Genomic DNA, 21,602 nt, shown 5'->3' with positions numbered 1-21,602 from the left:
GCCCTAAAAACAGGGCCTTTAAATTATTTTTAACGAGCAGCTTTTACTTTATCTAGGATTTTGGCCTCAATGGCCTCAATCTGAGCTGGCACAGGGGGATACCATTTAATGTTGTCAATGTCAGCAGAAGAAAAGGAGCGTGTCAAATTGTTTTTAATTTCAGGCAGTAAGAACTTTTCTGCCCCTTTGGAAGCAGTAAAATACCCTTCCTTGTTGGTAAAATAAGCAGCATTTTCTGGCTCTAACATAAAGTTAATCCACTTATAGGCAGCGTCTACATTCTTGGCCTTGGCAGGCAGGGCAAAGGTATCTATCCAGCCCAGGGCCCCACTTTTGGGAGCGACAAAATCAATATCAGGATTTTCCTTATGCAACTTCCAGCCACCACCATCCCAGCCCATGGCCACAAAAACTTCCTTGGAACGCAAGAGCTCCAGCAAGGCATCTCCATTGGTCCAGTAGTTCTTCACCAGGGATTTGCTGGCAATAAGCTTTTCTCCAATTTTTTCCATCATCTTAGCATATTCTTGAGGATTGGAGTAAAGTTCAAAGGGATTATAACCCAAAGCAAAGGCCAAACCAATAAGGGTAGGTCTTTTCAAACGATAACTAATTCTACCTTTGTATTTGGGATTTAACAGGTCTGTATAGTCACTGGCTTCTGGAGCGAACTTCTTATTGACAATAAGTCCAGAAGTCCCCCAGCAAAAGGGCACTGCATAGGATTTTCCCTGGACCAAAGTATTCTTTTTTACTGCTTCTAACATGGAAGGAATGATGTTTTCTGTCTTTATTTTGGAGTAGTCCAAGGGTTGATAAATGTGATATTTGGCCTGAACAGAGGCAATCCTATCCTGGCTGGGCTGAATTAAATCAAACCCACCTCCTCTGGTTGCCCTTAATTTGGCAATCATCTCCTCATTGTTGGAATAGGTGACTTCCACCTTAATTCCTGTCTGTTTTTCAAACTTTTCCACCAGTTCCTTGGGAGCATACCCCTTCCAGGTTAATAACTTTAAAGTGGACTGGGCCCATCCCAAAGACACACTTAAAAGCAATATGCTTATTACACCCACCAACACCTTTTTCATAGCTAACCTCCTAAAATATTTAGACCTACCTGAAAAAGACTAAAAAATATTTAGCATCAGGTCAAGCTAAGGTTCAAAAAATTTACCCTTCATTACCACCAGGTAACATTTTCTTTACCTTTTAGTAATACTATTTTTTAAATTTTATGTTGACATAAAAAAATAAAAACAATAACACAAAACGCAAATATTTTCTCAGGAGGTAAAAATGAAAAGATTCTTTTTAACCATTTTTTTTCTTTTGTGGGGCATAAGTAATGCCCTGGCCCATGAATTTATCCTCAAGCCCTATTATTTTTCCCTGTCCCTGGGACAGGTTAATCCTTTTCAGGTGATTTCTGCCCATACTTTTATGCTCAGTGAAGAAACAGAGCCTGTGGATAAGGTAAAAATCACCCTCTTAACCCCTTCTCAGCAAAAACAAAATTTAAGCTTAAAGCCTAATGAGCAACTCCTTACCCTAGACGGCAGTTTTGAGCCTCAGGCAGAAGGGACTTACATCCTTTTAGGCCATCGCGAGGGAATGATCTGGACCAAAACCACTTCTGGCTGGAAGCAACAAAGTAAAAAGGGCTTAACTGGAGTTCTTAGCAGTGGAAAATATGAAAAGCTGGCCAAAGCCATTATAAATGTGGGCCAGGTTTCTCCCCAAGACAGCTTCTTTAAGCACAAAACCGGACAAATTCTGGAAATAACACCCCTAATAAATCCCTATTTTTTAAAAGCAGGAGACCTTTTACCTGTGCAAATAACTTATAAAGGGAAGCCCTTTTCCCTGGAAGTGCGAGCCACTTATGACCGTTTTTCTCTCCAGGAAGGCACCTATGCCTATCTCACCCAAAGCAATGAACAAGGTATAGCCTACATCAAGATTACTGCCCCTGGCATCTGGATGGTAAGGGTGGAAAAGAAGAGCAGGTTTCTTCCCCTGATTATGACAAGCATGTAATAAGGTCTGTATTGACCTTTGAGGTGCGCTAGATGGTTTTCTGGATTTTTTGGTTTTTGCTTGGCCTGCCTTCTTCCTCTCTGGCTCACGGGCTTGATTGCAATCTCTATACCCAGGAACTACCTTACTTTGAGGTCTATTTTTTACCTCAAGAAAGCGCCTCTTTTGCTGAAGTAAAGGTTATTGACCCTACAACCAGAGACATACTTCTTAGGGGGCAAACCGATTTTCAGGGTCGGTTTGCCCTTCCTCCCTTTACTCAAAGGGTAAAGGTGGAAATAAAGGCAGGCATGGGGCATAAAAAAATCTTTTACCTGGAACCTCATTCTTTAAAAAAGCCAAAAACTTTAAACAACACCCCTTCTCTTTTCCTGAAAATAATCCTGGGCCTATCTTTGCTCTTAAATGGCTACCTCCTAGCCCGCATAAACACCTCCCGCAAGGCTTAAAGGCCAGCTTTAAGCCTTGCCTTTTAATCCCTTCTCCTTTACCTTTTGAATATGAAAATTGAGATCAAAAAAGCTAATATCTACCGCCAGGATAAGCTATTACTTAAAGACATCTCTCTTACCATCTCTTCAGGAAAACACTTCTTTATCCTGGGTCCCAATGGAAGTGGAAAAAGCTCTCTTTTAGACTTCTTACTGGGCTATCTATCTCCAAAACCTGAAGAGATTAAAACCAGAATTTATTACCTAAACAATACTTATTCCCACTCACCCTTAACCCTAAGGCCTTATGTCAGCTATCTCAAACCTGAAGATGTGGATTTTTACTGGGAGCAGGAATTAAACTTTAAAGTACAGGAAATTTTAGCTTCTGGACTCAAGGGAGAAATTTTTCCCACCCTATCCTTTGCCAGCTTGCCTGAAGAATTAAAACAACTAACCAGCTTCCTTGGCTTAACCCCTTTCCTGGAAAGAGATTTTTTTAGTTTATCCACAGGAGAAGCTAGAAAGGTACTTTTGGCCCGCACCTTTTTTAGCAAACCCCAATTTCTCTTTTTAGATGAACTATTTTTAAATCTGGACCCAAAAGCCAGCCAGGACCTTATCCAGTTATTAAGCAAGTATCTGCAAACCCATAAAGCCGCTCTGGTTTTAACCTCTCATCAAAAAATAGATTTTCCCTTCCCTGTTAATTACTTATGCATAAAAGACCAAACCCTGGTTCCCTGTACCAACCCTAAAACTACCCTGCCTAAAAACAAATTTTCTTCTCAACTTCCTTCCAGTCCCACTCTGCTCTCGCTAAAAAAATGTCTGGTAAAAAGAGAGCATAAAACCCTTTTGGAAGTAGAAGAACTAAACATAAAAGAAGGTGCTAAGCTTGCTATCTTAGGCCCTAATGGAAGTGGAAAAACCACCTTTTTTAAACTGGTTAAAGGAGAAATCTATCCCTTAAAAGGTGGAGAGCTTATTTTTAAAGGACAAAACTTACCTCCCAGAAATATTCGGGAAAAAACTTGGGCTTTTTCTCTCCAGAAATAAAAAACTATTTTGACCAGGATTTAAAAGCCTGGCAAATCATTGCCACAGGTCTTTACGCCAGCTACCATCCCTTTAAACCTTTGCAAGCACAGGACAAGCAAAAGACCTTAGACCTGATGAAAAAATTTTCCTGCTTGGATTTGGCTAAAATAAAGTTTAAGCACCTGTCTTTTGGCCAAAAGAATAAAATTCTGCTTTTAAGAAGCATTATTTTAAATCCCCCAATATTGCTTTTAGATGAGCCTTTTATTGGCCTAGATGAAGTTCAAAGAGAACTTTTTATCTCCTATTTAAAACTCAAGCCAGAACTTACTTTACTTATTAGTGCGCACGAAACTAATTTGCTGGAAGAATTATGCCTGGAAGGAATAGTTTTAGAGAAAAACCAATTGGTTTTTCAGGGGACTTTTCAAGAAGCAAAAAGGTTTTATCTTCAGAGGATAAAAATTTAGTCCAGCAATTTTAAAATATCTTTTAACTCCTTTCTAATATCTTCTACTTTTTCTAACCAGCGGTTATGCTCCTGTAAGCGAAGCTTTGCTCCTTCAATGGTCAACTTTTCTTCATAAAGGAGATACTTGATGCGTTTTAAAAGTTTTAAGTGTTCTTCAGTATAAAGACGCTGGCCCTTACTGGAACGCTCAGGAGTAAGCTGGGGAAACTCCTTTTCCCAGAAACGCAGGACATAAGGCTCTAATTCCAACTCTCTGGCCACTTCACCTATTTTATAATATCTACTTTTCATTGCTTTGAAAAAACAAAGGCGAACCCCAAAAAGGTTCGCCCTCAAAAAACAGAAATTTATTTTTGTCTAGGGAAAACGTACATCTAACTTATCCAGTAAGGTTTTACCAATCTTATCGTGAATTTTATTTACTTCTTTATCTTTGAGACTCTTGTCCTTGGAACGATAAAATAACCTTAAGGTAACATTCTTTTCTGCTTTACCTTGAGGATAAAAAATATCTATTACCCGCACTTCTTCCAGCAAAGCCACTTTAAGCTCAGAAATTACCTCTAAAACTTCAACTAACTTTAAACTCAAAGGACAAACTAGAGTAATGTCCCTGGTAGTACCAGGAAACTTGGGTAATTCTTGAAAGCTGTATCTTTTTTGTTGATAACAAGCAAAAATCTTTTCCAAATTTAAATCTGCATACCATAGTTCTTGATTGGCCTCAAACCTATCAGCTATTTCCTCTTCTACCAATCCCAGAAAACCAATCTCTTCTCCTTGCTGGAAGACTTTTACCCAGGGTTTAAGATAAAAATCCTTATTTTCCACAAGACGAAATTCTAAATCCTGACAACCAAAGACCTGGGCCAAATGCTCTACCAACCCCTTTAAATCCAGATAATCAACCTTCTTGTCTGCGGAATAAGGCCAAAAATTTCCCTCTCTACTGCCTGTAAGTAAAAGGGCCAGCCTGTGCTCTTCTCGACACAGGGTCTCTTGCTCTTTATCCAAAAAAAAGGTTTTGGCCACTTCAAAAAGGCGTAAGTCCCTATTTTCTCGTCCAAAGTTCACTCGAACAGTATTTAAAATTCCAGCCAGCAGGTTAGTGCGCAGGACATTTTGTTCTTCGCTTAAGGGATTTAAAATATAAACCCTTTGCTCTTTGTCTTCTTTCTGCAACAAATCCAGGGTCTCTTCTGCCACAAAACTATAGTTAATGGCTTCGTTTAAGCCCACGCCTTTAGCCCAGTGCTTTATTTTACTCAAAAACTGAAACCAATCTTCTTTTTCTACCTTTAAACTCTTACTTACCTTGGGCAAGGTAGCAGGAATTCTATCCAGACCATAAATGCGTCCCACCTCTTCTATAAGGTCCACTTCCCTTTCCAGATCCTGGCGATAACTGGGAGGAGTTACCAGCCACTTTTCAGCTCCAGGTTGCAATCCACAGCCCAAACTCTCTAAAGTCTTAGAGCAAAATTCCTCAGAAATTTCTATGCCCAGCAGTTCACTTACCTTTCCAGGCCTAAAGGTAATTAATCTCTCTTTATAGGGTTTAGTCTCTTTTCTGGCTACGCCTCTTAATACCCTGGCCTGAGTAAGTTGTTGCAACAGATGAGTGGCCCTTTCCAGGGCAAAGGGAGATAAAAGCTGGTCAATACCGCGTTCAAAACGATAGGAGGATTCACTACTTAACCCCAGTCTGCGTGCGGTTTTTCTAATGGTAACAGGGTTAAAAACAGCGCATTCCAATAAAACCTCTGTAGAGTTTTCATTGATTTCACTGTTTTCTCCTCCCATGACTCCAGCCAGGGCCACAGGTTTTTCTGCATCCCAGATAAGCAAATCCGAACGCAAAAGTTTTCTCTTTTTGCCATCTAAGGTAGTAAAATCCTGGCCTTCTCTGGCCAGGTCCACCTGGATTTTCTTCCCGGCTAAAAGTTTGCGGTCAAAGGAGTGTAAAGGTTGACCCAATTCCAACATCACATAGTTGGTTACATCTACGATATTATTAATGGGTCTGATACCTGAAGCAAGTAAACGAAATCTAAGCCAGGCAGGGCTTTCCTTTAAAGTACAATCTGTTAACAATCTGGCCTGATAAAGATAACAATCCTCTGGGGCCTTGATTTCTATTTCATAGTCTATCTCTTCTGTACTTTCTTTCACCTCCACGCAAGGAAGTTGCAAGGGCAAAGAATAAAGCACTGCCACTTCTCTGGCCAATCCCAGCACGCTCAAACAATCTGCCCTATTGGGAGTAATTCCAATGTCCAGAACATACCTATCCAGCCCCAAGGCATCTATCAGATTATCTCCCACTTTGAGATTAGAAAATTCTTGATTTAAAACCCAAATCCCAGAGCTATCCTCACCCAGTTCCAATTCCTGGGCCGAACAAATCATGCCCACAGAAAGCTCACCTCTTAGCTTGGCCTTTTTGATAGTCAGCCCAGAAGGTAAGGTAGTTCCAATCAATGCTACAGGAACCAGCTGGTCTTGGGCCACATTGGGAGCACCACAAACTATAGGCAAGACTTCTGTACCCACATCCACCTTACACAAAGACAGGTGGTCACTTTTGGGATGAGGCTTACACTCCACTACCTTACCCACCACTACTGTTTCCAGGTAAGCAAAAGGAGAGGCTATTTCTTCCACTTCCAGACCAACCATGGTTAAACGATGGGCCAGGTCTTCTACATCTCCAGCAAAGGGAACAAAATCTTTTAACCAATTTAGACTAAGCAACATAAGAAAAACCTCAAAAAAAGCGGGAGTTTATACAAACTGCTTTAAAAAGCGAAGGTTATTGTCAAAGAAAATGCGTAAATCACCAATAGAATACTTGAGCATAGCAATCCTTTCTACGCCCAGACCAAAGGCAAAACCAGAGTATTCTTCTGGGTCATAATTGACCATCTTAAACACAGCCGGGTCTATCATGCCACAACCCAAAATCTCCACCCAGCCTGTTTCCTTACACACGCGGCAGGTCTTACCAGCTACCTTTCCTTTTCCTCCACACATTACACAACTAATATCCACCTCTGCACTGGGTTCTGTAAAGGGGAAAAAACTGGGACGAAAACGTACTCTGGTCTCACTACCAAATACTCTATGTAAAAACAGGGTTAAAGTCCCCCTTAGGTCAGCCATGGTAACCTTTTTATCTACCAAAAAACCTTCTATTTGATGGAACATGGGACTATGGGTCAAATCAGAGTCCCGCCTGTAAACCTTGCCTGGAGCAATGGCTGCCACAGGAGGCTTTTTGGCCAACATGGTCCTTACTTGTAAAGGAGAAGTATGGGTACGCAAAAGGGTTTTATCCGTGATATATAAACTGTCTTGCATATCCCTGGCAGGGTGCTCAGGGGGGATGTTTAAGGCCTCAAAATTGTAAAAATCTGTCTCCACCTCAGGCCCTAAAACCACTTCAAAGCCCAAAGAAGTAAAAATAGCAGAAACTTCTTCAATCACCAAGGTAATGGGATGTAAAGTGCCTACAGGTGGAATACGGCCTGGCAAGGTGGGGTCAAAGTCGCGTAACCGCTCTTCTTTTTCCTTTTGTTCAAAAAACCTTTTTTTTGCTTCCCACAGACTACTTAACTTTTCTTTTATTTCATTGGCTTTGCGTCCAGCTTCAGGCCTTTCTTCTGGAGCAAGTTTAGGCAGTCCCTTCATTACCTCAGCCAGTCTTCCTTTACGGCTAAGATAACGAATCCGGACCTCTTCTAACTGAGAAATAGACGAGGCCTTATCCAGGTCTTTTTCCAGTTCCTGAATAAGGCCATCTAGTTCAGCCAAAAAAGTTGTGAGAGACATGGCTTACAAACTGGCTTTAGCAAGTTCAGCTAAACGGGCAAAGGCTGCCTTCTCATACACAGCCATATCTGCCAGAGACTTGCGATTGATAACCACCCCAGCCTTATTTAGCCCACTCATAAAACGGCTATAGGAAAGGCCATACTCTCTGGCAGCAGCATTAATTCGAATAATCCAAAGTTTACGAAATTCTCTTTTGCGCTGTTTTCTGTCTCTATAAGCATAGCAAAGAGACCTTTCTACCTGCTCTCTAGCAATACGATAGAGTTTTCCCCTAGAGCCAGTATAGCCCTTGGCCATCTTCAAATATTTTTTATGCCTGCGATGGCGAGTTTTTCCAGATTTTACACGCATCTTATATCTCCTCCCTAAAATAAATTAAGCATAAGGTAATAATTTCTTTACCTGACGAATATTGGCAGAATCTACCAAAGCAGCTTGACCCAATCTTCTTTTTCTCTTGGCATTCTTTTTGGTCAAGATATGTCTTAAATTTTGTCTTCTTCTTTTAAATTTTCCACTGCCAGTTTTAGTAAATCTTTTAGCGGCGGCTCTGTTGGTCTTCATTTTGGGCATACAATCATCCTCCTTCAAAACTAAACACAAAGTTTATTTCTTTTTACCCTTAGCAAGTGGAGCTAAAAGCATAGTCATGGTGCGACCTTCAAACTTAGGTGTTTGCTCTATTTTAGCTACTTCCTCCACTTCTTTGGCAATTCGCTCTAAAACTTCTAAACCTTTCTCCTTATGAGCCAGTTCTCTACCTCTAAAAAAGACGGTCACCTTACACCTATCACCACCATCCAAAAACCGCTTTATGTGGCGAAGCTTGGTTTGCAAGTCATTTTCATCGGTTTTGGGACGAACTTTTATCTCCTTTATCTGAACCTTAACTTGCTTTTTTTTGGCCTCTTGCTGTTTCTTCTGCTGTTCATAGAGATACTTGCCATAATCCATCACCTTACAAACCGGTGGATTGGCATTGGGGGCTACTTCCACTAAATCCAACCCCACTTCTCTAGCATAACTCAAGGCTTCGTCTAAAGAAACAATCCCTGCTTGCTCACCATTTTCCTTAATTAAGCGTACTTCCCGGGCCCTAATCTGATTATTCTTGCGGGCATTAGTAGAGGTACCTATAGCTCATTCCTCCCTGTTTAAATGGTTCATCCATATCTTGATAAATAATATCCACTATCTCTTCTAGGCTCTTTAAGCCCATGTTTTTACCACCTCTTAAACGCACATTTAAGCCGCCAGCTTCTACTTCCTTTTCTCCAGCAACCAGCACATAGGGTATCTTTTCCAGTTGGGCTTCTCTTACTTTATAACCCAATTTTTCATTACGCAAATCTTTTTCTACCCTTAAACCTGCCTGGCGCAAAACCTTATAACAATTTTCCACATATTCATTCTGAGCATCAGTAATGGTTAAAATCCTGGCCTGTACAGGAGCCAGCCAGGTAGGAAAAGCGCCCGCATAATGTTCAATCAACACTCCCAAAAAGCGCTCTATAGCGCCTAAAATAACTCTATGTAACATTACAGGTCGATGTTTTTCGCCATCTTCCCCAATGTAAGTCAGGTCAAAACGCTCTGGCAAAGTAAAATCGCATTGAATAGTAGAGCACTGCCACTTTCTGCCCAAAGCATCTTTGAGTTTTACATCTATCTTTGGCCCGTAAAAAGCCCCTTCTCCAGGGCAAATATCATATTTCAGCCCCAAACTTTCCAGAGCTTGAGTCAAAGCTGTTGTAGCCCTGTCCCAATCTTCATCTGAACCAATGGATTTTTCTGGTCTGGTGCTTATCTCCAATTCGTACTCAAAACCAAAAAGTTTCATTACATCCCGGACAAAGTTAAGCACCCCCACAATTTCTTCCTGCAATTGATCTGGACGGCACAAGATATGGGCATCATCCTGGGTAAACTGCCTTACCCGTAAAAGCCCATGCAATACACCAGACTTTTCATGCCGATTCACAGTACCCAGTTCAAAAAAGCGTAAAGGTAAATCCCTATAACTACGGAGCTTGGACTTGTATATAAGCATATGCGAAAGGCAGTTCATGGGCTTTAAACCATAAACCTGCCCATCTATTTCTGTAAAATACATGTTTTCTCGATAGTTATCATAATGGCCAGAACGCTTCCAAAGCTCCTGCCTTAAGAGTCTGGGCCCCCTAACCACCTCATAACCACGCCGCAAATGTTCTTTTATTTCAAAGTCTTCTAAAATAGCTCGAAGTAAAGCCCCTTTGGGATGAAAAATGGGCATTCCAGGACCAGCTTCTTCAGAAAAGCTAAACAAATCCAGTTGTGCCCCTAGTTTGCGGTGGTCTCTTTTTTTGGCTTCCTCTAACTGAGCCAGATATTTTTTCAGATCCTTTTCACTGGCAAAGGCAGTGCCATAAATCCTCTGGAGCATGGGCTTGTTTTCATCGCCCCGCCAATAAGCTCCAGCCACTGAAGTAAGCTTAAAGGCCTTTAAGTAACCAGTAGAAGGAAGATGAGGACCACGACACAAATCCACAAAATCCCCATGTCTATAAATGGAGACTGTTTCCTCCCCAAGCTCGTCTATAATTTCCAGTTTATAGGTTTCATTTAATTTTAAAAAAAGTTTTTTAGCTTCTTCCTTGGACAACTCTTCACGCACAAAGGGATGATTAGCAGCCACACTTCTGGCCATTTCCTGCTCAATCTTTTCCAGGTCTTCAGGCGTAAAAGGACGCTCATAGTCAAAATCATAGTAAAAACCGTTTTCAATGTCAGGACCAATTGTAACCTTAGCTGAAGGAAAAAGCTTTTTCACTGCTTCAGCCATAATATGAGCAGCACTGTGGCGCAAAACCTTTAAACCCAAAGCATCATCTATAAAAACAGGAGTAAGTTTTTTACACTCTTCAGGAATCTCCCTGGAAAGGTCAAAAAGCTTATCTTCACATTTAAATGCCACTATTTTTTTAGCTTTTTCTTGGAAAAATAAGCCAGCAAAGAGCCCAAAAGGGCTCCCTCTTCTACTTCTATTTTATCTTGTAACCCTTCTATTTCTAATAACATTTCTCTACCTAAAGAAACAGTTTAGGGAGGCTCAAAAGGCCTCCCTTTTTAACTAAAATGGTAGGCGCGAGGAGATTTGAACTCCTGACCCCTTGCGCGTCAAGCAAGTGCTCTCCCCCTGAGCTACGCGCCTAAAAAGTAAAAGGGATACCTACAAACCTTGCCAAAACTTGTCAAGTAGACTATTTGCCAGGAAAAAGCAAAGGTTTTTTCCATGATTACTCAGGAAAACATCCTTCAATCCTTAATTAAAGCAGGTCAAGAAAAAGCCCAAAACATCTATATCCAGGAAGTAGTAGTGGGCAAGAGTCTGGTGGCCATAAAGAACTCTTTAGGCCAGGCAGGACTGGCTGCTTCCTTTCCGGGCTCTACCCCTCCTAACCTTGTTTCTACTCCTCTTATAGATATTTTACCCTGGCTAGAAAAGCAAAACACTCTAAAGGCCAGCCTGGCCCTGGCAGCCTTAAACAGTCTTCTTTTTCCTGAAAATTATCTAACTCAAAAAGCTCAAGAAATTTTACTCCAACAGGGGCAAAATAAGAACCTGGCAGTTATTGGACATTTTCCCTTTGTGGAAAAATTCCGCCCCTATTTTAAAAACCTTTGGGTATTAGAACTACATCCCAGACCTGGAGACTTGCCTGCTAATAAGGCCAAAGAAATATTACCCCGGGCAGAGATTGTGGCTCTTACAGCAACTACTCTCTTAAATGGAACTTTAGCCTCTCTTTTAAACCTTATTCCAGCTAACAGCCTTAAACTTATGCTGGGGCCAAGTACGCCCTTAAGCAACTACTTATTTACTCTTAATTTTCACTACCTGGGAGGAGCCAGGGTCCTGGATTTTGAACTGGTTCGACAGGGGATTTTAAAGGGAGCTTGTTTTAAGCAATTAACAGGAGTAACTTCTATTTTAATTTCTAAAGAAAATAGTCATTAACCCAGGAGGTTAAACAATGTGGACTCTGGAAGTAAAAACATCTACCAGAGAAGAGTTAAAAGACATCACTTCTCAGGTGCAAAGCCTGGTAAGACAAGAACAACTACAAGAAGGAGTACTTCTCCTCTATAGTCCTCATACCACCTGTGGAATTACCATTAATGAAGGAGCTGACCCAGCTGTAGCCAGGGATATTATTCAATCTTTAAAAAAACTAATTCCCCTTCATTGGGATTATGCCCACCTGGAAGGCAATTCAGATGCCCACCTCAAAACCAGCCTCATAGGGCCTTCACAACTGATTATTCTGGAGCAGGGACAGATTAAATTAGGAACCTGGCAGCGTATTTTTTTAGCTGAATTTGATGGACCCAGAAATAGAAAGGTGTGGATAAAATTGTTAAAATAAAAACCAGAAGGCTCTGCTCTGGGCAAGGCAATGCTTATTTAGGGGCTTATCCCAGGCTGGCTTCCAGTAAACTCTGGGTATAAGCATGAGTTGGATTAGCCAGAATTTCTTTGGTTTTACCCTGCTCTACTATTTCCCCCTTCCACATAACCAGCATTTCTGAACACAAATAACGCACCACAGCCAAGTCATGAGAAATAAAAATATAATTTCTTTTCTGTTCCAGGTGTATTTTTTTCAGCAAGGTCAAAATCTGAGCCTGTACTGAAACATCCAAAGCAGAAACAGGCTCATCTAAAATCACAAGTTTGGGCTCCAGTAAAAAGGCCCTGGCCAGAGCAATGCGCTGCCTTTGTCCACCACTGAATTGATGGGGATAACGATTTAAAATTTCAGGCGAAAGATTAAAGGCCTGCAACCAAAAAACTATCTTTTCCAGGCGCTGTGAAGCAGACAGAGAAGTGTTAAGCTTTAAAGGCTCTTCTAGAATGCTTTTTATTTTTTGTTTAGGGTTTAAAGAGGCATAGGGGTCCTGAAATACCATCTGAATATGTTTAGGGTTGGGCTTACGAGGATAGGAAAGAGGTTGACCTTCCCAAAATAGTTGACCTTGAGTTGGAGCTTCCAGGCCAGCAATTATCTTGACCAGAGTACTTTTCCCACTGCCAGACTCACCTACAATACCCAAACTTACTCCTGGCTTTAAATTAAAACTTAAGCCCTTTAAAACTTCTATTTCTTTACCCTTAAGCCCCACTCTGACCTTATAGGTTTTATGTATATTTTTGACCTCTAATACATACTCATTCATACAACCAGCACCTTACTTCCTGGTCAGCAAGTTTAAAAACAGGAGGTTCCTTTTGGATACAAATGTCTTTTTTCTCAGGACACCTGGGATGAAAGGCACAACCAGAGGGAATAGCTTTTAAGTCTGGCACCTGTCCCAAAATAGGCTTTAATTCTTTATCTGAGGTTAAAGAAGGAATGGAGTCAAGCAACCCCCGAGTATAAGGATGTCTGGGGCTAGAAAGCAGGCCAGGTGTACTCCCCACTTCTACCAGTTGCCCCAGATACATCACGCCTATACGCTCACAGCAACGCGCCACCAATTTAAGGTCATGCGAAATAAGCAATAGAGAACTTTTTTCCTTTTGTCTTAGCCGTTCTAAAAGGTCCAGAATTTGAATTTTAAGGCTGGCATCCAGGGCAGTAGTGGGTTCATCAGCAATGACCAACTGAGGGCTACAAAGCAAAGCCTGTAAAATTAATACCCTCTGTCTCTGACCACCACTTAGCTGGTGGGGATAACTGTGAAAAACAGTTTCTGGTTCAGAAAACCCCACCTCCTGTAAGCCCAGTAAACACTTTTCTGTGGCCTCTTTTTTACTTAATTTATAGTGATAAAGTAGACCTTCCCTAACTTGATAACCTACCTTTAAAACAGGATTTAAAGCAGAAAGGGGGTCCTGCAAAATGATGGAAATTTCCCTGCCTCTAATCTTGCTCCAAACTTTTTCCCTCAGGCCAAGCAAACTTTTACCTTTAAAATAAACTTCTCCTTTAATGACCTTAGAAAAAGGTGGATTTAAGCCCAAAAGGGAAAGGGCAAATAAACTCTTGCCACAACCAGACTCTCCTACTAAGCCAAAACTTTCTTCTTGAGCTAAAGAAAGGCTAATACCTCTTAACACAGGTAAATAAGGGGAGAAAAGCAACTCTAAATCTTTGACTTTCAATAAAGACATTCTTAGAACCTAAACTTAAAGAGAAAATTTCCCTTAGGTTAAAGAAAAGGAGGAAAATTGCAAGCTAAGAAAAAAATCCTGGTGGTAGGCGGAGGCCTGGCTGGTTGTGAAGCAAGTTATCAACTTTTGCGCTTAGGCCTGGAAGTGTTACTAATAGACATGAAACCGCAAAAATTTTCTCCTGCCCACAAAGAACCTTCCCTAGCTGAACTGGTTTGCTCCAACTCTCTACGCTCAGAAGAGCTAACTACTGGAGTGGGTTTATTGAAAGCTGAGATGAGGGCTCTAGGCAGCCTTATTCTAGAAGCTGCAGATGCAAACAGAGTCCCTGCAGGCAAAGCCCTGGCCGTGGATAGAAAGCAATTTTCCCGGTATATAACCAACAAATTACATAGCTTTCCTGGCTTTAAACAGGAGTGCTACGAATTAACTTCTTTACAGGAAAGTTTTTTAAGTAACTTTGACAAAATTATTTTAGCACCTGGCCCCTTAGTAAGTGAACCCTTAGCCAGGTCTTTACAGGAAATTTGCACTCAAAACCTTTATTTCTACGATGCCATTGCTCCCATTATAAGTGCAGATTCCATTGATTTTTCCAAAGTATTCTGGGGGTCTCGCTATAAACCAGAAGATAAGGATTACCTCAATATTCCCCTTACTGAAGAAAAATACTTTGCCTTTATAAAAGAATTGCGGGCAGCAGAAAAAGTCAAGCTCCACCCTTTTGAGAAAGAAATTCATTTTGAAGGCTGTTTGCCCATAGAAGAAATGGCCCAAAGAGGGGATATGACCTTGGCCTTTGGACCACTAAAACCAGTGGGGCTCATTGACCCTCGCACCGGCAAACAACCCTTTGCAGTAATTCAGCTGCGCGCAGAAAATAAAGAAAAAACCGCCTTTAACCTGGTAGGTTTTCAAACCAAACTCACCTATCCAGAACAAAAAAGGATTTTTCGCCTCCTTCCTGGACTGGAAAAGGCAGAATTCCTGCGTTTGGGAAGCATTCACCGCAACACCTTTGTCAACAGCCCTGAAGTCTTAAATCCAGACCTATCTCTGAAAAAACTTGCGCACATCTTTTTAGCCGGCCAGATTACTGGAGTAGAAGGATATGTGGAATCTGCTGCCTGTGGTTTGCTGGTAGGACTTATTGTAGGCAGCCAAGTATTGGAGCAAGACTTTATCTATCCTCCTCAAGAAACTGCTCTGGGTGCTTTATGGAGACACACCCAAAAAAAAGAAAAAACTTCCAGCCTTCCAATATCCACTTTGGACTCTTTCCGGCTTTAAAACAAAAGATAAGAAAAAAGAGCGCAAACAAGCCTATGCCAAAAGAGCCCAAGAACACTTTGAATCCTGGTTAAAAATAATACACAATATCCTTTCTATCTAACCTTACATTCCTCTTCCAAGCTTTAGAAAATAAAAAATTATCTTGCCCTCTTCCCTTTTTAGAGCTACTAAAAACTGTAAAAAAGTGAAAGGGGAGGGAAAATATGGTGCTTTACATTATATTAGCCATAATTGTTCTCATCATTATTGGTTTTATTTTCTATTACAACAAGTTTATCCGCTTGAAAAATCAAGCAGAAGAAAGTTTTAGCGGAATAGATGTGCAACTGAAAAGAAGGCATGACCTTATCCCCAATTTAGTAGAAATTGTAAAAGGCTATGCCAAACACGAAAAAGAGACCCTGGAAAAGGTGATTCAGGCCAGGAATATGGCCATCAACGCTCAAAGTGTAGAAGATAAAGCTCAGGCAGAAAACATGCTTACTGGAGCCTTAAAAACCATCTTTGCCTTAAGCGAAAGTTATCCCAACCTAAAGGCCAATACCAACTTCTTAGACCTCCAACAAACTCTAAGTGAAATTGAAGACAATATTCAACTGGCCAGGCGCTATTATAATGCTGTAACCAGAGATTACAATGTCCTTTGTGAATCCTTTCCTTCTGTACTTATTGCCAATATTTTTGGGTTTCAAAAGAGAGCTTTCTTTGAAATAGAAGAAGCAGAAAAAGAAAATGTAAAAATAAGTTTTTAAACCATAAAAACCTGGAGATAAAAATGAAGAAGATAATTTTCTTTTTATTTCTAATCATCTATTCCAACAATTTACTTGCTGCTAATTTTTACATAAAAAATTATGATGTTGACATAAAAGTCAACCCAAATTCTGTGTTAGAGATAAAAGAAAACTTACTTGTTCATTTTTACCAACCAAGGCACGGAATAAAGAGATTCATACCCTATAAGTACCGGGTAGAAACAAAAACAGAAAATATGAAAAACCTCTTTATTTATGGCAATAAATACAAAGCATACATATTCGATATAGAGACTCCAGGGGTAAAAAATAAAATCTATAAAAAAGGAGCTTACCTAAATATCAGAATGGGAGACCCAGATAAATATGTAAATGGAGATGTAAATTACACCATAAAATATAAGGTTTATGGAACCATTGCTTTTTTTCAAGACTATGCTGAATTTTATTATAATGTAATCGGCACTAAATGGGACACTAAAATAGATAAAGCTACTTTTAGCATACATCTTCCCCAGAACTATCTACCTGCTCAGGACAAATACTATGTGGTCAGAGGAAAGTTTGGCAGTACAGAAAAAGTTCCTCTGGTAAGGGCTGATGCTGGAATTTTATATGGAGAAACCAGCAGGCCTCTTAATCCCTTTGAAGGCATAACTGTAGCTATCTGGTTTCCCAAAGACTTTTTAAGCCAGGGTTCTCTGGGACTAAACTTAAAATTATTTTTCTTAAACAACTACTCCTACTTTATTCCCTTTCTGGTCTTTGCTTTCTGGTATCTTCTGTGGCTAAAGTTCGGCAAGGACAAAAAAATAGTTAAAATGGTTCACTTTAAACCACCTGCTGGACTTACTCCTGCTGAAGTGGGATATCTCATTGATGATAAAGGAGATAACAGGGATTTAATTTCTCTAATCTTTTACTGGGCAAGCCAGGGACTTATTGACATAGAAGAAGTGGAAGGAAAAACCTTACTGGACCCCAAAAGAGACTATATATTGTATAAAAATAAAGATTTACCAGAAACTGCTAAGGACTTTGAAAAAACTATTTTTTACGACCTTTTTCCAGGTTCCAGCAATGTGGTTAAAACAAGCTCTCTCAAAAATAATTTCTATAAAACCATACTCAAAGCTTCCAAGGAATTGACGTCAAAACTTATCCAAAATGATGCCTATGAAAGGAAATCTATCTTACTTTCTTCTTTGGCTAAAATCAGTGCCTTTATTCTCTTATTTGCAGGAATAATTCTAGCCTTTACTCAGGAAGACATAGTCATTTTCATCTCCCTTTTCTTTTCTGCAATTATAACTTTCTTTTTTGGTAAATATCTGCCTAAAAAAACTGCTTCAGGGACCAAACAATACGAACAGATTGTGGGCTTTAAAGAATTTATAGAAAGGGCAGAAAAACCCAAGCTGGAATTGCTGTTAAAGGAAGACCCCAATTACTTTGACAAAATTCTTCCCTATGCTTTAGCTCTGGGCATAACTAAAAAGGTGGCTGAAAAGTTTAAAGACCTAGTTACCAGGCCGCCTGAATGGTTTAGGGGTCATTATACTGGATACTATACCCCCATACTTTTAGCCGAAAAAATGGATGATTCTTTTAAAACCATCTCCCGAGACCTTACTTCAGCTCCCCAGACCTCCAGTGGAAGCAGCTTTAGCGGTGGTGGCTCCAGTGTAGGCGGTGGCTTTGGAGGAGGTGGGGGTAGCGACTGGTAACCCTAGCGAATATAATTGGGTAAATTTAACAGAAGTTCACGGGTAAAAGTTATCATTTTGTCCATTATCCAGGGAAAGCTGATTAACAGCACTAAAAAAATAGAAATTATCTTGGGAATAATGGAAAGAGTCATTTCCTGAAGCTGGGTAGCTGCCTGGATAATGGAAATAAATACGCCCACTACAAGACCTACTCCCAGCATGGGTAAGGAAATGAGCAAAGTAAGCTCTATAGCCTGTCTGGCAAAGCCAATTACAAATTCTGGAGTCATTGTTCTTATCCTTATTTAGCTAATAAAAACTATTAACCAAAGAACCCACCAATAAGTTCCACCCATCCACCATCACAAAAAGCAAAATCTTAAAGGGTAAAGAAATCATAATGGGAGGAAGCATCATCATACCCATGGAAAGCAAAATACTGGCCACAACCATATCCAGGATTAAAAAGGGAATATAAATCAAAAAGCCTATCTGAAAACCAGTTTTTAACTCACTTATCAAGTAAGCAGGTAATAAAAGCAAAGTGGGTACATCTTCTTTGCTTTTAGGTCTTTCCAGGCCACTTATGGCAAAAAATACAGATAAATCCTTTTCTCTAGTGTGTTTGAATAAAAACTTGCGCAAAGGCTGTTCAGCCCTGCTCAAGGCTTCTTTATAACCAATTTCCTCACGCAGGTAAGGTTGTAAGGCTTGATCGTTTATTTGCTTGCCCACTGGAGCCATAATGGCTGCTGTCATAAAAATAGCCAGGGCAATTAGGACCTGGTTGGGAGGCATCTGTTGAGTGCCCAGGGCGTGACGTAAAAAGGAAAAGACTACAATAATTCGGGTAAAAGAAGTTACTGTCAAAACAATGGCAGGGGCCAAAGAAAGAACCGTTAATAAAAATAATATCTCCAGGAGAACTGAGACCTTCTCTGGGCTGGCTTCTCCTCCAGAGAGTTGTAAAGAAAGGGAAGGTAAAATAGGGTCTTGGGCAAAAGCTATGGAACTACTGGTTAAAATTAGACTAACTAGTAGAAGAATGATGCTTTTTTCTTCTTCCAGAAGTTGTTGAAAATTTTGTTCACGGTCCGCTTCTACCTCACTTAATAGATTTACTTGAGTCTCGGTCACTCCTAGTAAAAGCTTCTTATTCAAAAAGCGGACCACCAAAAGGGATTTTTTCGGACCCAATCCCATTTGAGAAAGTATTTCCAATTCTTTCGTATTGCGGCGAGATAATCCCTTATAGCCAAACTTCTTAAGTAAATAAAATCCTAAAAAAATAAGTGCTAAAAGAAAAAATAAAGCCCCTGCCATTTTAAGGCCTATTAAACCCAGACTCATGGAAGGGGCAGCTAAGGTTGCATTAGCCAAGTTGTTTTATCCTTTCAATGGGGCTGATAATATCAGTCAAACGTACCCCAAATTTTTCATTAATGACCACAGCTTCACCTCTAGCCACCAACTTGCCATTGACCAGTATTTCTAAAGGCTCTCCTGCCAGTTTATTGAGTTCAATGACCGACCCCTGACCCAACTGAAGCAATTCATTAATCAAAAGCTGCGTACTTCCCAGCTGAGCAGTCACCGTAAGCGGAATGTCTAAAATAAATTCCAAATCCCTTTTATGCCCACTAGGAGCCTGCTTGGCCTCTTCTGTCAAATCTTTGAATTCTGCTTTTTTGCTTTGAGCTGCTAAGGTCTTTTGTTCCTTTTCCTTCTCCACCTTTTCGCCTTCTTCATTGGCCAGAGCCTGAGCCCACTCCTCAGCCAGGGCTTCTTCGTCAGGAGCTGGAGCACTTTCCGTTGCTTTACTTTCGGTAGCAGTTTCACCAGCAGCTGCAGTTTCTTCTGCAGATTCATCTAAGATATCATCTGCCCCTTCTTCTAGCGCTTTAGCCCACTCTTCTGCTAATTTTTCTTGATCATCAGTCATATTTTCACCTCTTTGTTAAAAGTGGGGTTCTTCCTCTTTTATAACTTTAAAGGCCTTACTACCTTTAACAAAACCAGGTAATCCATGAAATTTAAGCACACCCTGTACAAAAGCAGGTAATAAATCCTCTTCATCTGTATTTAAAAGCAAAATATCTCCCACTTCTAAATCCAAAAGTTGTCTTCCTGTAATGGTTGTTTTGCCCAGTTCTACCTTAAATTCCACAGGTACTTCCAGCAACCTTTCTTTAAACCTGGAAATCCAGGCATGATCCACTTCCAAACGCTCAGACTGATAGGCTGCATAGAGCTTGGAACGAATTGGCTCAATGGTGGCATAAGGCAAACAAACGATTAAAGAGCCAATGGCGTTATCCAGTTCTACTTCAAAACTTATCACCACCACCACATCACTGGGGGGAACAATAGCAGCAAACTGAGGGTTTATCTCTGAACGTACATATTCAATTTTTACTTCGTGTACAGGCTGCCAGGAGGCTTCCATATTTTGTAGTAAAATTTTAACCACTTTTTTTATAATACTCTGCTCAATGGGCGTAAAATCTCGTCCTTCTACTTTGGGCTGCGAACCGGTCCCGCCAAAAAAAGTCTCCACCAGGGCAAAGACCAACCTTGTATCCACAACTAAAATGGCATTTCCTCTTAAGGGATCTATTTTAAAAATATTTATACTGGTAGGCACTGGCAAAGAGCGCATAAAATCTCCAAACTTGCTCATGTCTATGGAGACCGGGTTTACATCCACCCTCTTGCGCATAGCATTGGCCAGGGAATTGCTCACCAGACGGGCAAAACGATCGTTAATAATCTCCAAAACAGGCATTCGTCCCCTAATAATCCTATCTTGATTAGACAGGTCAAAGGGAACTACTCCAGAATCGTCATCAGCAATATCTGTCTCTGCCTCTATTTCCCCGCCTGTAAGCCCACGCAATAAGGCATCAACTTCATCCTGGCTTAAGACTTTATTCATCTTATTGAACCACCATTTCTGTAAAATAAACCCTTATTACCTTGTCCTGACCCAAAATCTGGGTAAGCCTGGACATTATTTCATTTTTTAAAGCCAATTTTTCTTCTATACTATCAATATCATTAAAACTTTTGCTGGATAAAAGCAAGATAATAGCGTCTTTTATTTGCGGAAGTTTTTTATCCACCTCTTCTACCACCTTTTGATTTTTCACTTCCACATCCAAACTCAGCTTTAAATACCTTCTTCCCAAAGGATCTGCTAAATTGACAATAAACGCAGGTAAAGAATAGATTTCCGTTGGACCACCTTCCTCTTGCACTTCCTCTTTTGTATCCTTTTTTCTCCTTCTTTACCTGCTTCTGGTTTTGCTTCTTCTGTAGCTGGCTTAGGCGCTAAAAAATATTTGTAGGCAAAAAAACCACCACCTCCCAATAAACCTAAGGCTAAGACAATAATTATAATTAACTTTAACTTTCCACCTTTTTTAGATTCTTCCTGAGATTGCTCTTCTTTCTTATCTTTCTTTTTAGCCATTTCTAACCTCTACAAGTAGGTATAATTATTGAGTTTAAAAAGTATTTCTACCCTTCTATTCCTGGCCCTTCCCTCTCTTGTCTTGTTGTCGGCCAGAGGGAAATTGGGGCCATAAGCAGATACAGATAATCTATCTTCCCTGATTTTTTCTCTCTAAAAAAGGCCAGCACACTCAGGGCCCTTTCTGCAGAAAGTTCATAATTGTCCACCCTTATGCCACCGCTGGAATCTGTGTATCCAGCTATGTTTACAGGTGCAGGCCAAATCATGGCTAACTCTACAATTTGCTCCAAAATCCTTTTAGCCTCTGGTTTTAAAATAGCACTACCTGGAGCGAACAAAATACCATCATGCAAAACCAGGGCCACTCCTTCTGGCCTTTGTAAAATTTCCAAATT

The 21,602-nt window shown here is 40.4% G+C and carries 25 protein-coding genes, 1 tRNA gene and 2 pseudogenes; 9 read left to right on the top strand and 19 right to left on the bottom strand.

Features of this window, described 5'->3' with window-relative positions; genetic code table 11:
- Nucleotides 1-29 precede the first annotated feature (29 nt).
- Complete coding sequence (locus ACZ42F_RS11460) at nt 30-1,091, bottom strand: extracellular solute-binding protein (RefSeq protein ID WP_464279084.1); 1,062 nt, start codon at nt 1,089-1,091, stop codon at nt 30-32.
- 208 nt (nt 1,092-1,299) lie between these two features.
- Between ACZ42F_RS11460 and ACZ42F_RS11455 the strand changes: the two genes are divergently transcribed.
- The 4 genes from ACZ42F_RS11455 to ACZ42F_RS11440 are packed head-to-tail and all read left to right on the top strand — an operon-like array spanning nt 1,300 to nt 3,982.
- Entirely contained in the window at nt 1,300-2,040 is a 741-nt protein-coding gene (locus tag ACZ42F_RS11455; protein WP_464279083.1) for a DUF4198 domain-containing protein, read from the top strand.
- A 32-nt stretch (nt 2,041-2,072) separates the two neighbouring features.
- Nucleotides 2,073-2,489 (top strand): hypothetical protein, encoded by a 417-nt coding sequence (locus ACZ42F_RS11450; protein WP_464279082.1) that lies wholly within the window; start codon nt 2,073-2,075, stop codon nt 2,487-2,489.
- Between the two features lie 51 nt (nt 2,490-2,540).
- Nucleotides 2,541-3,530, top strand: coding sequence for an ATP-binding cassette domain-containing protein (locus ACZ42F_RS11445; protein ID WP_464279081.1), 990 nt, complete (start codon nt 2,541-2,543; stop codon nt 3,528-3,530).
- Complete coding sequence (locus ACZ42F_RS11440; protein ID WP_464279080.1) at nt 3,506-3,982, top strand: ATP-binding cassette domain-containing protein; 477 nt, start codon at nt 3,506-3,508, stop codon at nt 3,980-3,982. The genes ACZ42F_RS11445 and ACZ42F_RS11440 overlap by 25 nt, the downstream gene beginning before the upstream one ends.
- Here ACZ42F_RS11440 and ACZ42F_RS11435 read toward each other — a convergent pair.
- The 8 genes and pseudogenes from ACZ42F_RS11435 to ACZ42F_RS11400 form a co-directional block, all read right to left on the bottom strand.
- The gene (locus ACZ42F_RS11435) at nt 3,979-4,275 is read right to left on the bottom strand and encodes a MerR family transcriptional regulator (RefSeq protein WP_029967372.1); all 297 of its coding nucleotides are present in this window, start codon (nt 4,273-4,275) and stop codon (nt 3,979-3,981) included. The two genes, ACZ42F_RS11440 and ACZ42F_RS11435, sit on opposite strands and share 4 nt — an antisense overlap.
- A 66-nt stretch (nt 4,276-4,341) precedes the next feature.
- Nucleotides 4,342-6,741 (bottom strand): phenylalanine--tRNA ligase subunit beta, encoded by a 2,400-nt coding sequence (gene pheT, locus ACZ42F_RS11430; RefSeq protein WP_464279079.1) that lies wholly within the window; start codon nt 6,739-6,741, stop codon nt 4,342-4,344.
- 27 nt (nt 6,742-6,768) lie between these two features.
- On the bottom strand, nt 6,769-7,815 hold the full coding sequence (pheS, locus tag ACZ42F_RS11425; protein ID WP_029967368.1) for a phenylalanine--tRNA ligase subunit alpha: 1,047 nt from the start codon (nt 7,813-7,815) through the stop codon (nt 6,769-6,771).
- A gap of 3 nt (nt 7,816-7,818) precedes the next feature.
- Nucleotides 7,819-8,169 (bottom strand): 50S ribosomal protein L20, encoded by a 351-nt coding sequence (gene rplT, locus ACZ42F_RS11420; protein ID WP_029967354.1) that lies wholly within the window; start codon nt 8,167-8,169, stop codon nt 7,819-7,821.
- Between the two features lie 24 nt (nt 8,170-8,193).
- Complete coding sequence (rpmI, locus tag ACZ42F_RS11415) at nt 8,194-8,391, bottom strand: 50S ribosomal protein L35 (protein WP_029967352.1); 198 nt, start codon at nt 8,389-8,391, stop codon at nt 8,194-8,196.
- 33 nt (nt 8,392-8,424) lie between these two features.
- Nucleotides 8,425-8,955, bottom strand: a complete 531-nt coding sequence (gene infC / locus ACZ42F_RS11410) for a translation initiation factor IF-3 (protein ID WP_029967345.1) — start codon at nt 8,953-8,955, stop codon at nt 8,425-8,427.
- Nucleotides 8,939-10,878: pseudogene (gene thrS / locus ACZ42F_RS11405) on the bottom strand (threonine--tRNA ligase). Before thrS ends, infC begins: the two are co-directional and overlap by 17 nt.
- 58 nt (nt 10,879-10,936) lie before the next feature.
- Nucleotides 10,937-11,011: transfer RNA gene (locus ACZ42F_RS11400), tRNA-Val, on the bottom strand.
- Nucleotides 11,012-11,092: 81 nt separating this feature from the next.
- Between ACZ42F_RS11400 and ACZ42F_RS11395 the strand changes: the two genes are divergently transcribed.
- Nucleotides 11,093-11,818 carry a Rossmann-like domain-containing protein gene (locus tag ACZ42F_RS11395; protein WP_464279078.1) on the top strand — a complete coding sequence of 242 codons (726 nt, stop codon included), beginning with the start codon at nt 11,093-11,095 and terminating at the stop codon, nt 11,816-11,818.
- A gap of 16 nt (nt 11,819-11,834) precedes the next feature.
- Nucleotides 11,835-12,227, top strand: a complete 393-nt coding sequence (locus ACZ42F_RS11390; RefSeq protein ID WP_464279077.1) for a secondary thiamine-phosphate synthase enzyme YjbQ — start codon at nt 11,835-11,837, stop codon at nt 12,225-12,227.
- Between the two features lie 46 nt (nt 12,228-12,273).
- Here ACZ42F_RS11390 and ACZ42F_RS11385 read toward each other — a convergent pair whose 3' ends face one another.
- Entirely contained in the window at nt 12,274-13,038 is a 765-nt protein-coding gene (locus ACZ42F_RS11385) for an ABC transporter ATP-binding protein (RefSeq protein WP_029967337.1), read from the bottom strand.
- The gene (locus ACZ42F_RS11380; protein ID WP_464279076.1) at nt 13,031-13,975 is read right to left on the bottom strand and encodes an ABC transporter ATP-binding protein; all 945 of its coding nucleotides are present in this window, start codon (nt 13,973-13,975) and stop codon (nt 13,031-13,033) included. The genes ACZ42F_RS11385 and ACZ42F_RS11380 overlap by 8 nt, the downstream gene beginning before the upstream one ends.
- 57 nt (nt 13,976-14,032) lie before the next feature.
- Here ACZ42F_RS11380 and trmFO point away from each other — a divergent pair, with 57 nt between their 5' ends.
- The 3 genes from trmFO (at nt 14,033) to ACZ42F_RS11365 (ending at nt 17,750) form a co-directional block, all read left to right on the top strand.
- Nucleotides 14,033-15,265 carry a methylenetetrahydrofolate--tRNA-(uracil(54)-C(5))-methyltransferase (FADH(2)-oxidizing) TrmFO gene (trmFO, locus tag ACZ42F_RS11375; RefSeq protein ID WP_464279075.1) on the top strand — a complete coding sequence of 411 codons (1,233 nt, stop codon included), beginning with the start codon at nt 14,033-14,035 and terminating at the stop codon, nt 15,263-15,265.
- 206 nt (nt 15,266-15,471) lie between these two features.
- A complete protein-coding gene (locus ACZ42F_RS11370) occupies nt 15,472-16,020 on the top strand; it encodes a LemA family protein (RefSeq protein WP_464279074.1) in 549 nt (182 codons plus the stop codon).
- Nucleotides 16,021-16,043: 23 nt separating this feature from the next.
- Entirely contained in the window at nt 16,044-17,750 is a 1,707-nt protein-coding gene (locus ACZ42F_RS11365) for a DUF2207 domain-containing protein (RefSeq protein WP_464279073.1), read from the top strand.
- Between the two features lie 2 nt (nt 17,751-17,752).
- On the opposite strand, the gene fliQ is transcribed toward ACZ42F_RS11365, so the two are convergent.
- The 8 genes and pseudogenes from fliQ to ACZ42F_RS11325 all read right to left on the bottom strand — a co-directional run bounded on the left by fliQ (nt 17,753) and on the right by ACZ42F_RS11325 (nt 21,599).
- Nucleotides 17,753-18,022 carry a flagellar biosynthesis protein FliQ gene (gene fliQ / locus ACZ42F_RS11360; protein ID WP_029967322.1) on the bottom strand — a complete coding sequence of 90 codons (270 nt, stop codon included), beginning with the start codon at nt 18,020-18,022 and terminating at the stop codon, nt 17,753-17,755.
- A gap of 19 nt (nt 18,023-18,041) precedes the next feature.
- Nucleotides 18,042-18,782, bottom strand: a complete 741-nt coding sequence (fliP, locus tag ACZ42F_RS11355; protein ID WP_464280260.1) for a flagellar type III secretion system pore protein FliP — start codon at nt 18,780-18,782, stop codon at nt 18,042-18,044.
- 63 nt (nt 18,783-18,845) lie between these two features.
- Nucleotides 18,846-19,055, bottom strand: a pseudogene (fliO, locus tag ACZ42F_RS11350) (flagellar biosynthetic protein FliO); the annotation flags it as partial.
- A gap of 49 nt (nt 19,056-19,104) precedes the next feature.
- Nucleotides 19,105-19,674 (bottom strand): flagellar motor switch protein FliN, encoded by a 570-nt coding sequence (fliN, locus tag ACZ42F_RS11345; RefSeq protein WP_464279072.1) that lies wholly within the window; start codon nt 19,672-19,674, stop codon nt 19,105-19,107.
- A 15-nt stretch (nt 19,675-19,689) separates the two neighbouring features.
- Nucleotides 19,690-20,667: a flagellar motor switch protein FliM gene (gene fliM / locus ACZ42F_RS11340; RefSeq protein WP_464279071.1), complete on the bottom strand. Its 978-nt coding sequence runs from the start codon at nt 20,665-20,667 to the stop codon at nt 19,690-19,692.
- A gap of 1 nt (nt 20,668) precedes the next feature.
- Complete coding sequence (locus ACZ42F_RS11335; RefSeq protein WP_464279070.1) at nt 20,669-20,920, bottom strand: flagellar basal body-associated FliL family protein; 252 nt, start codon at nt 20,918-20,920, stop codon at nt 20,669-20,671.
- A gap of 8 nt (nt 20,921-20,928) precedes the next feature.
- Nucleotides 20,929-21,204, bottom strand: a complete 276-nt coding sequence (locus ACZ42F_RS11330; protein ID WP_464279069.1) for a hypothetical protein — start codon at nt 21,202-21,204, stop codon at nt 20,929-20,931.
- A 47-nt stretch (nt 21,205-21,251) separates the two neighbouring features.
- Complete coding sequence (locus ACZ42F_RS11325; RefSeq protein ID WP_464279068.1) at nt 21,252-21,599, bottom strand: OmpA/MotB family protein; 348 nt, start codon at nt 21,597-21,599, stop codon at nt 21,252-21,254.
- Between the last annotated feature and the right edge of the window lie 3 nt (nt 21,600-21,602).

This window comes from Desulfonauticus autotrophicus, assembly GCF_055381725.1.
This window is presented reverse-complemented; position numbering and strand designations above follow the sequence as displayed.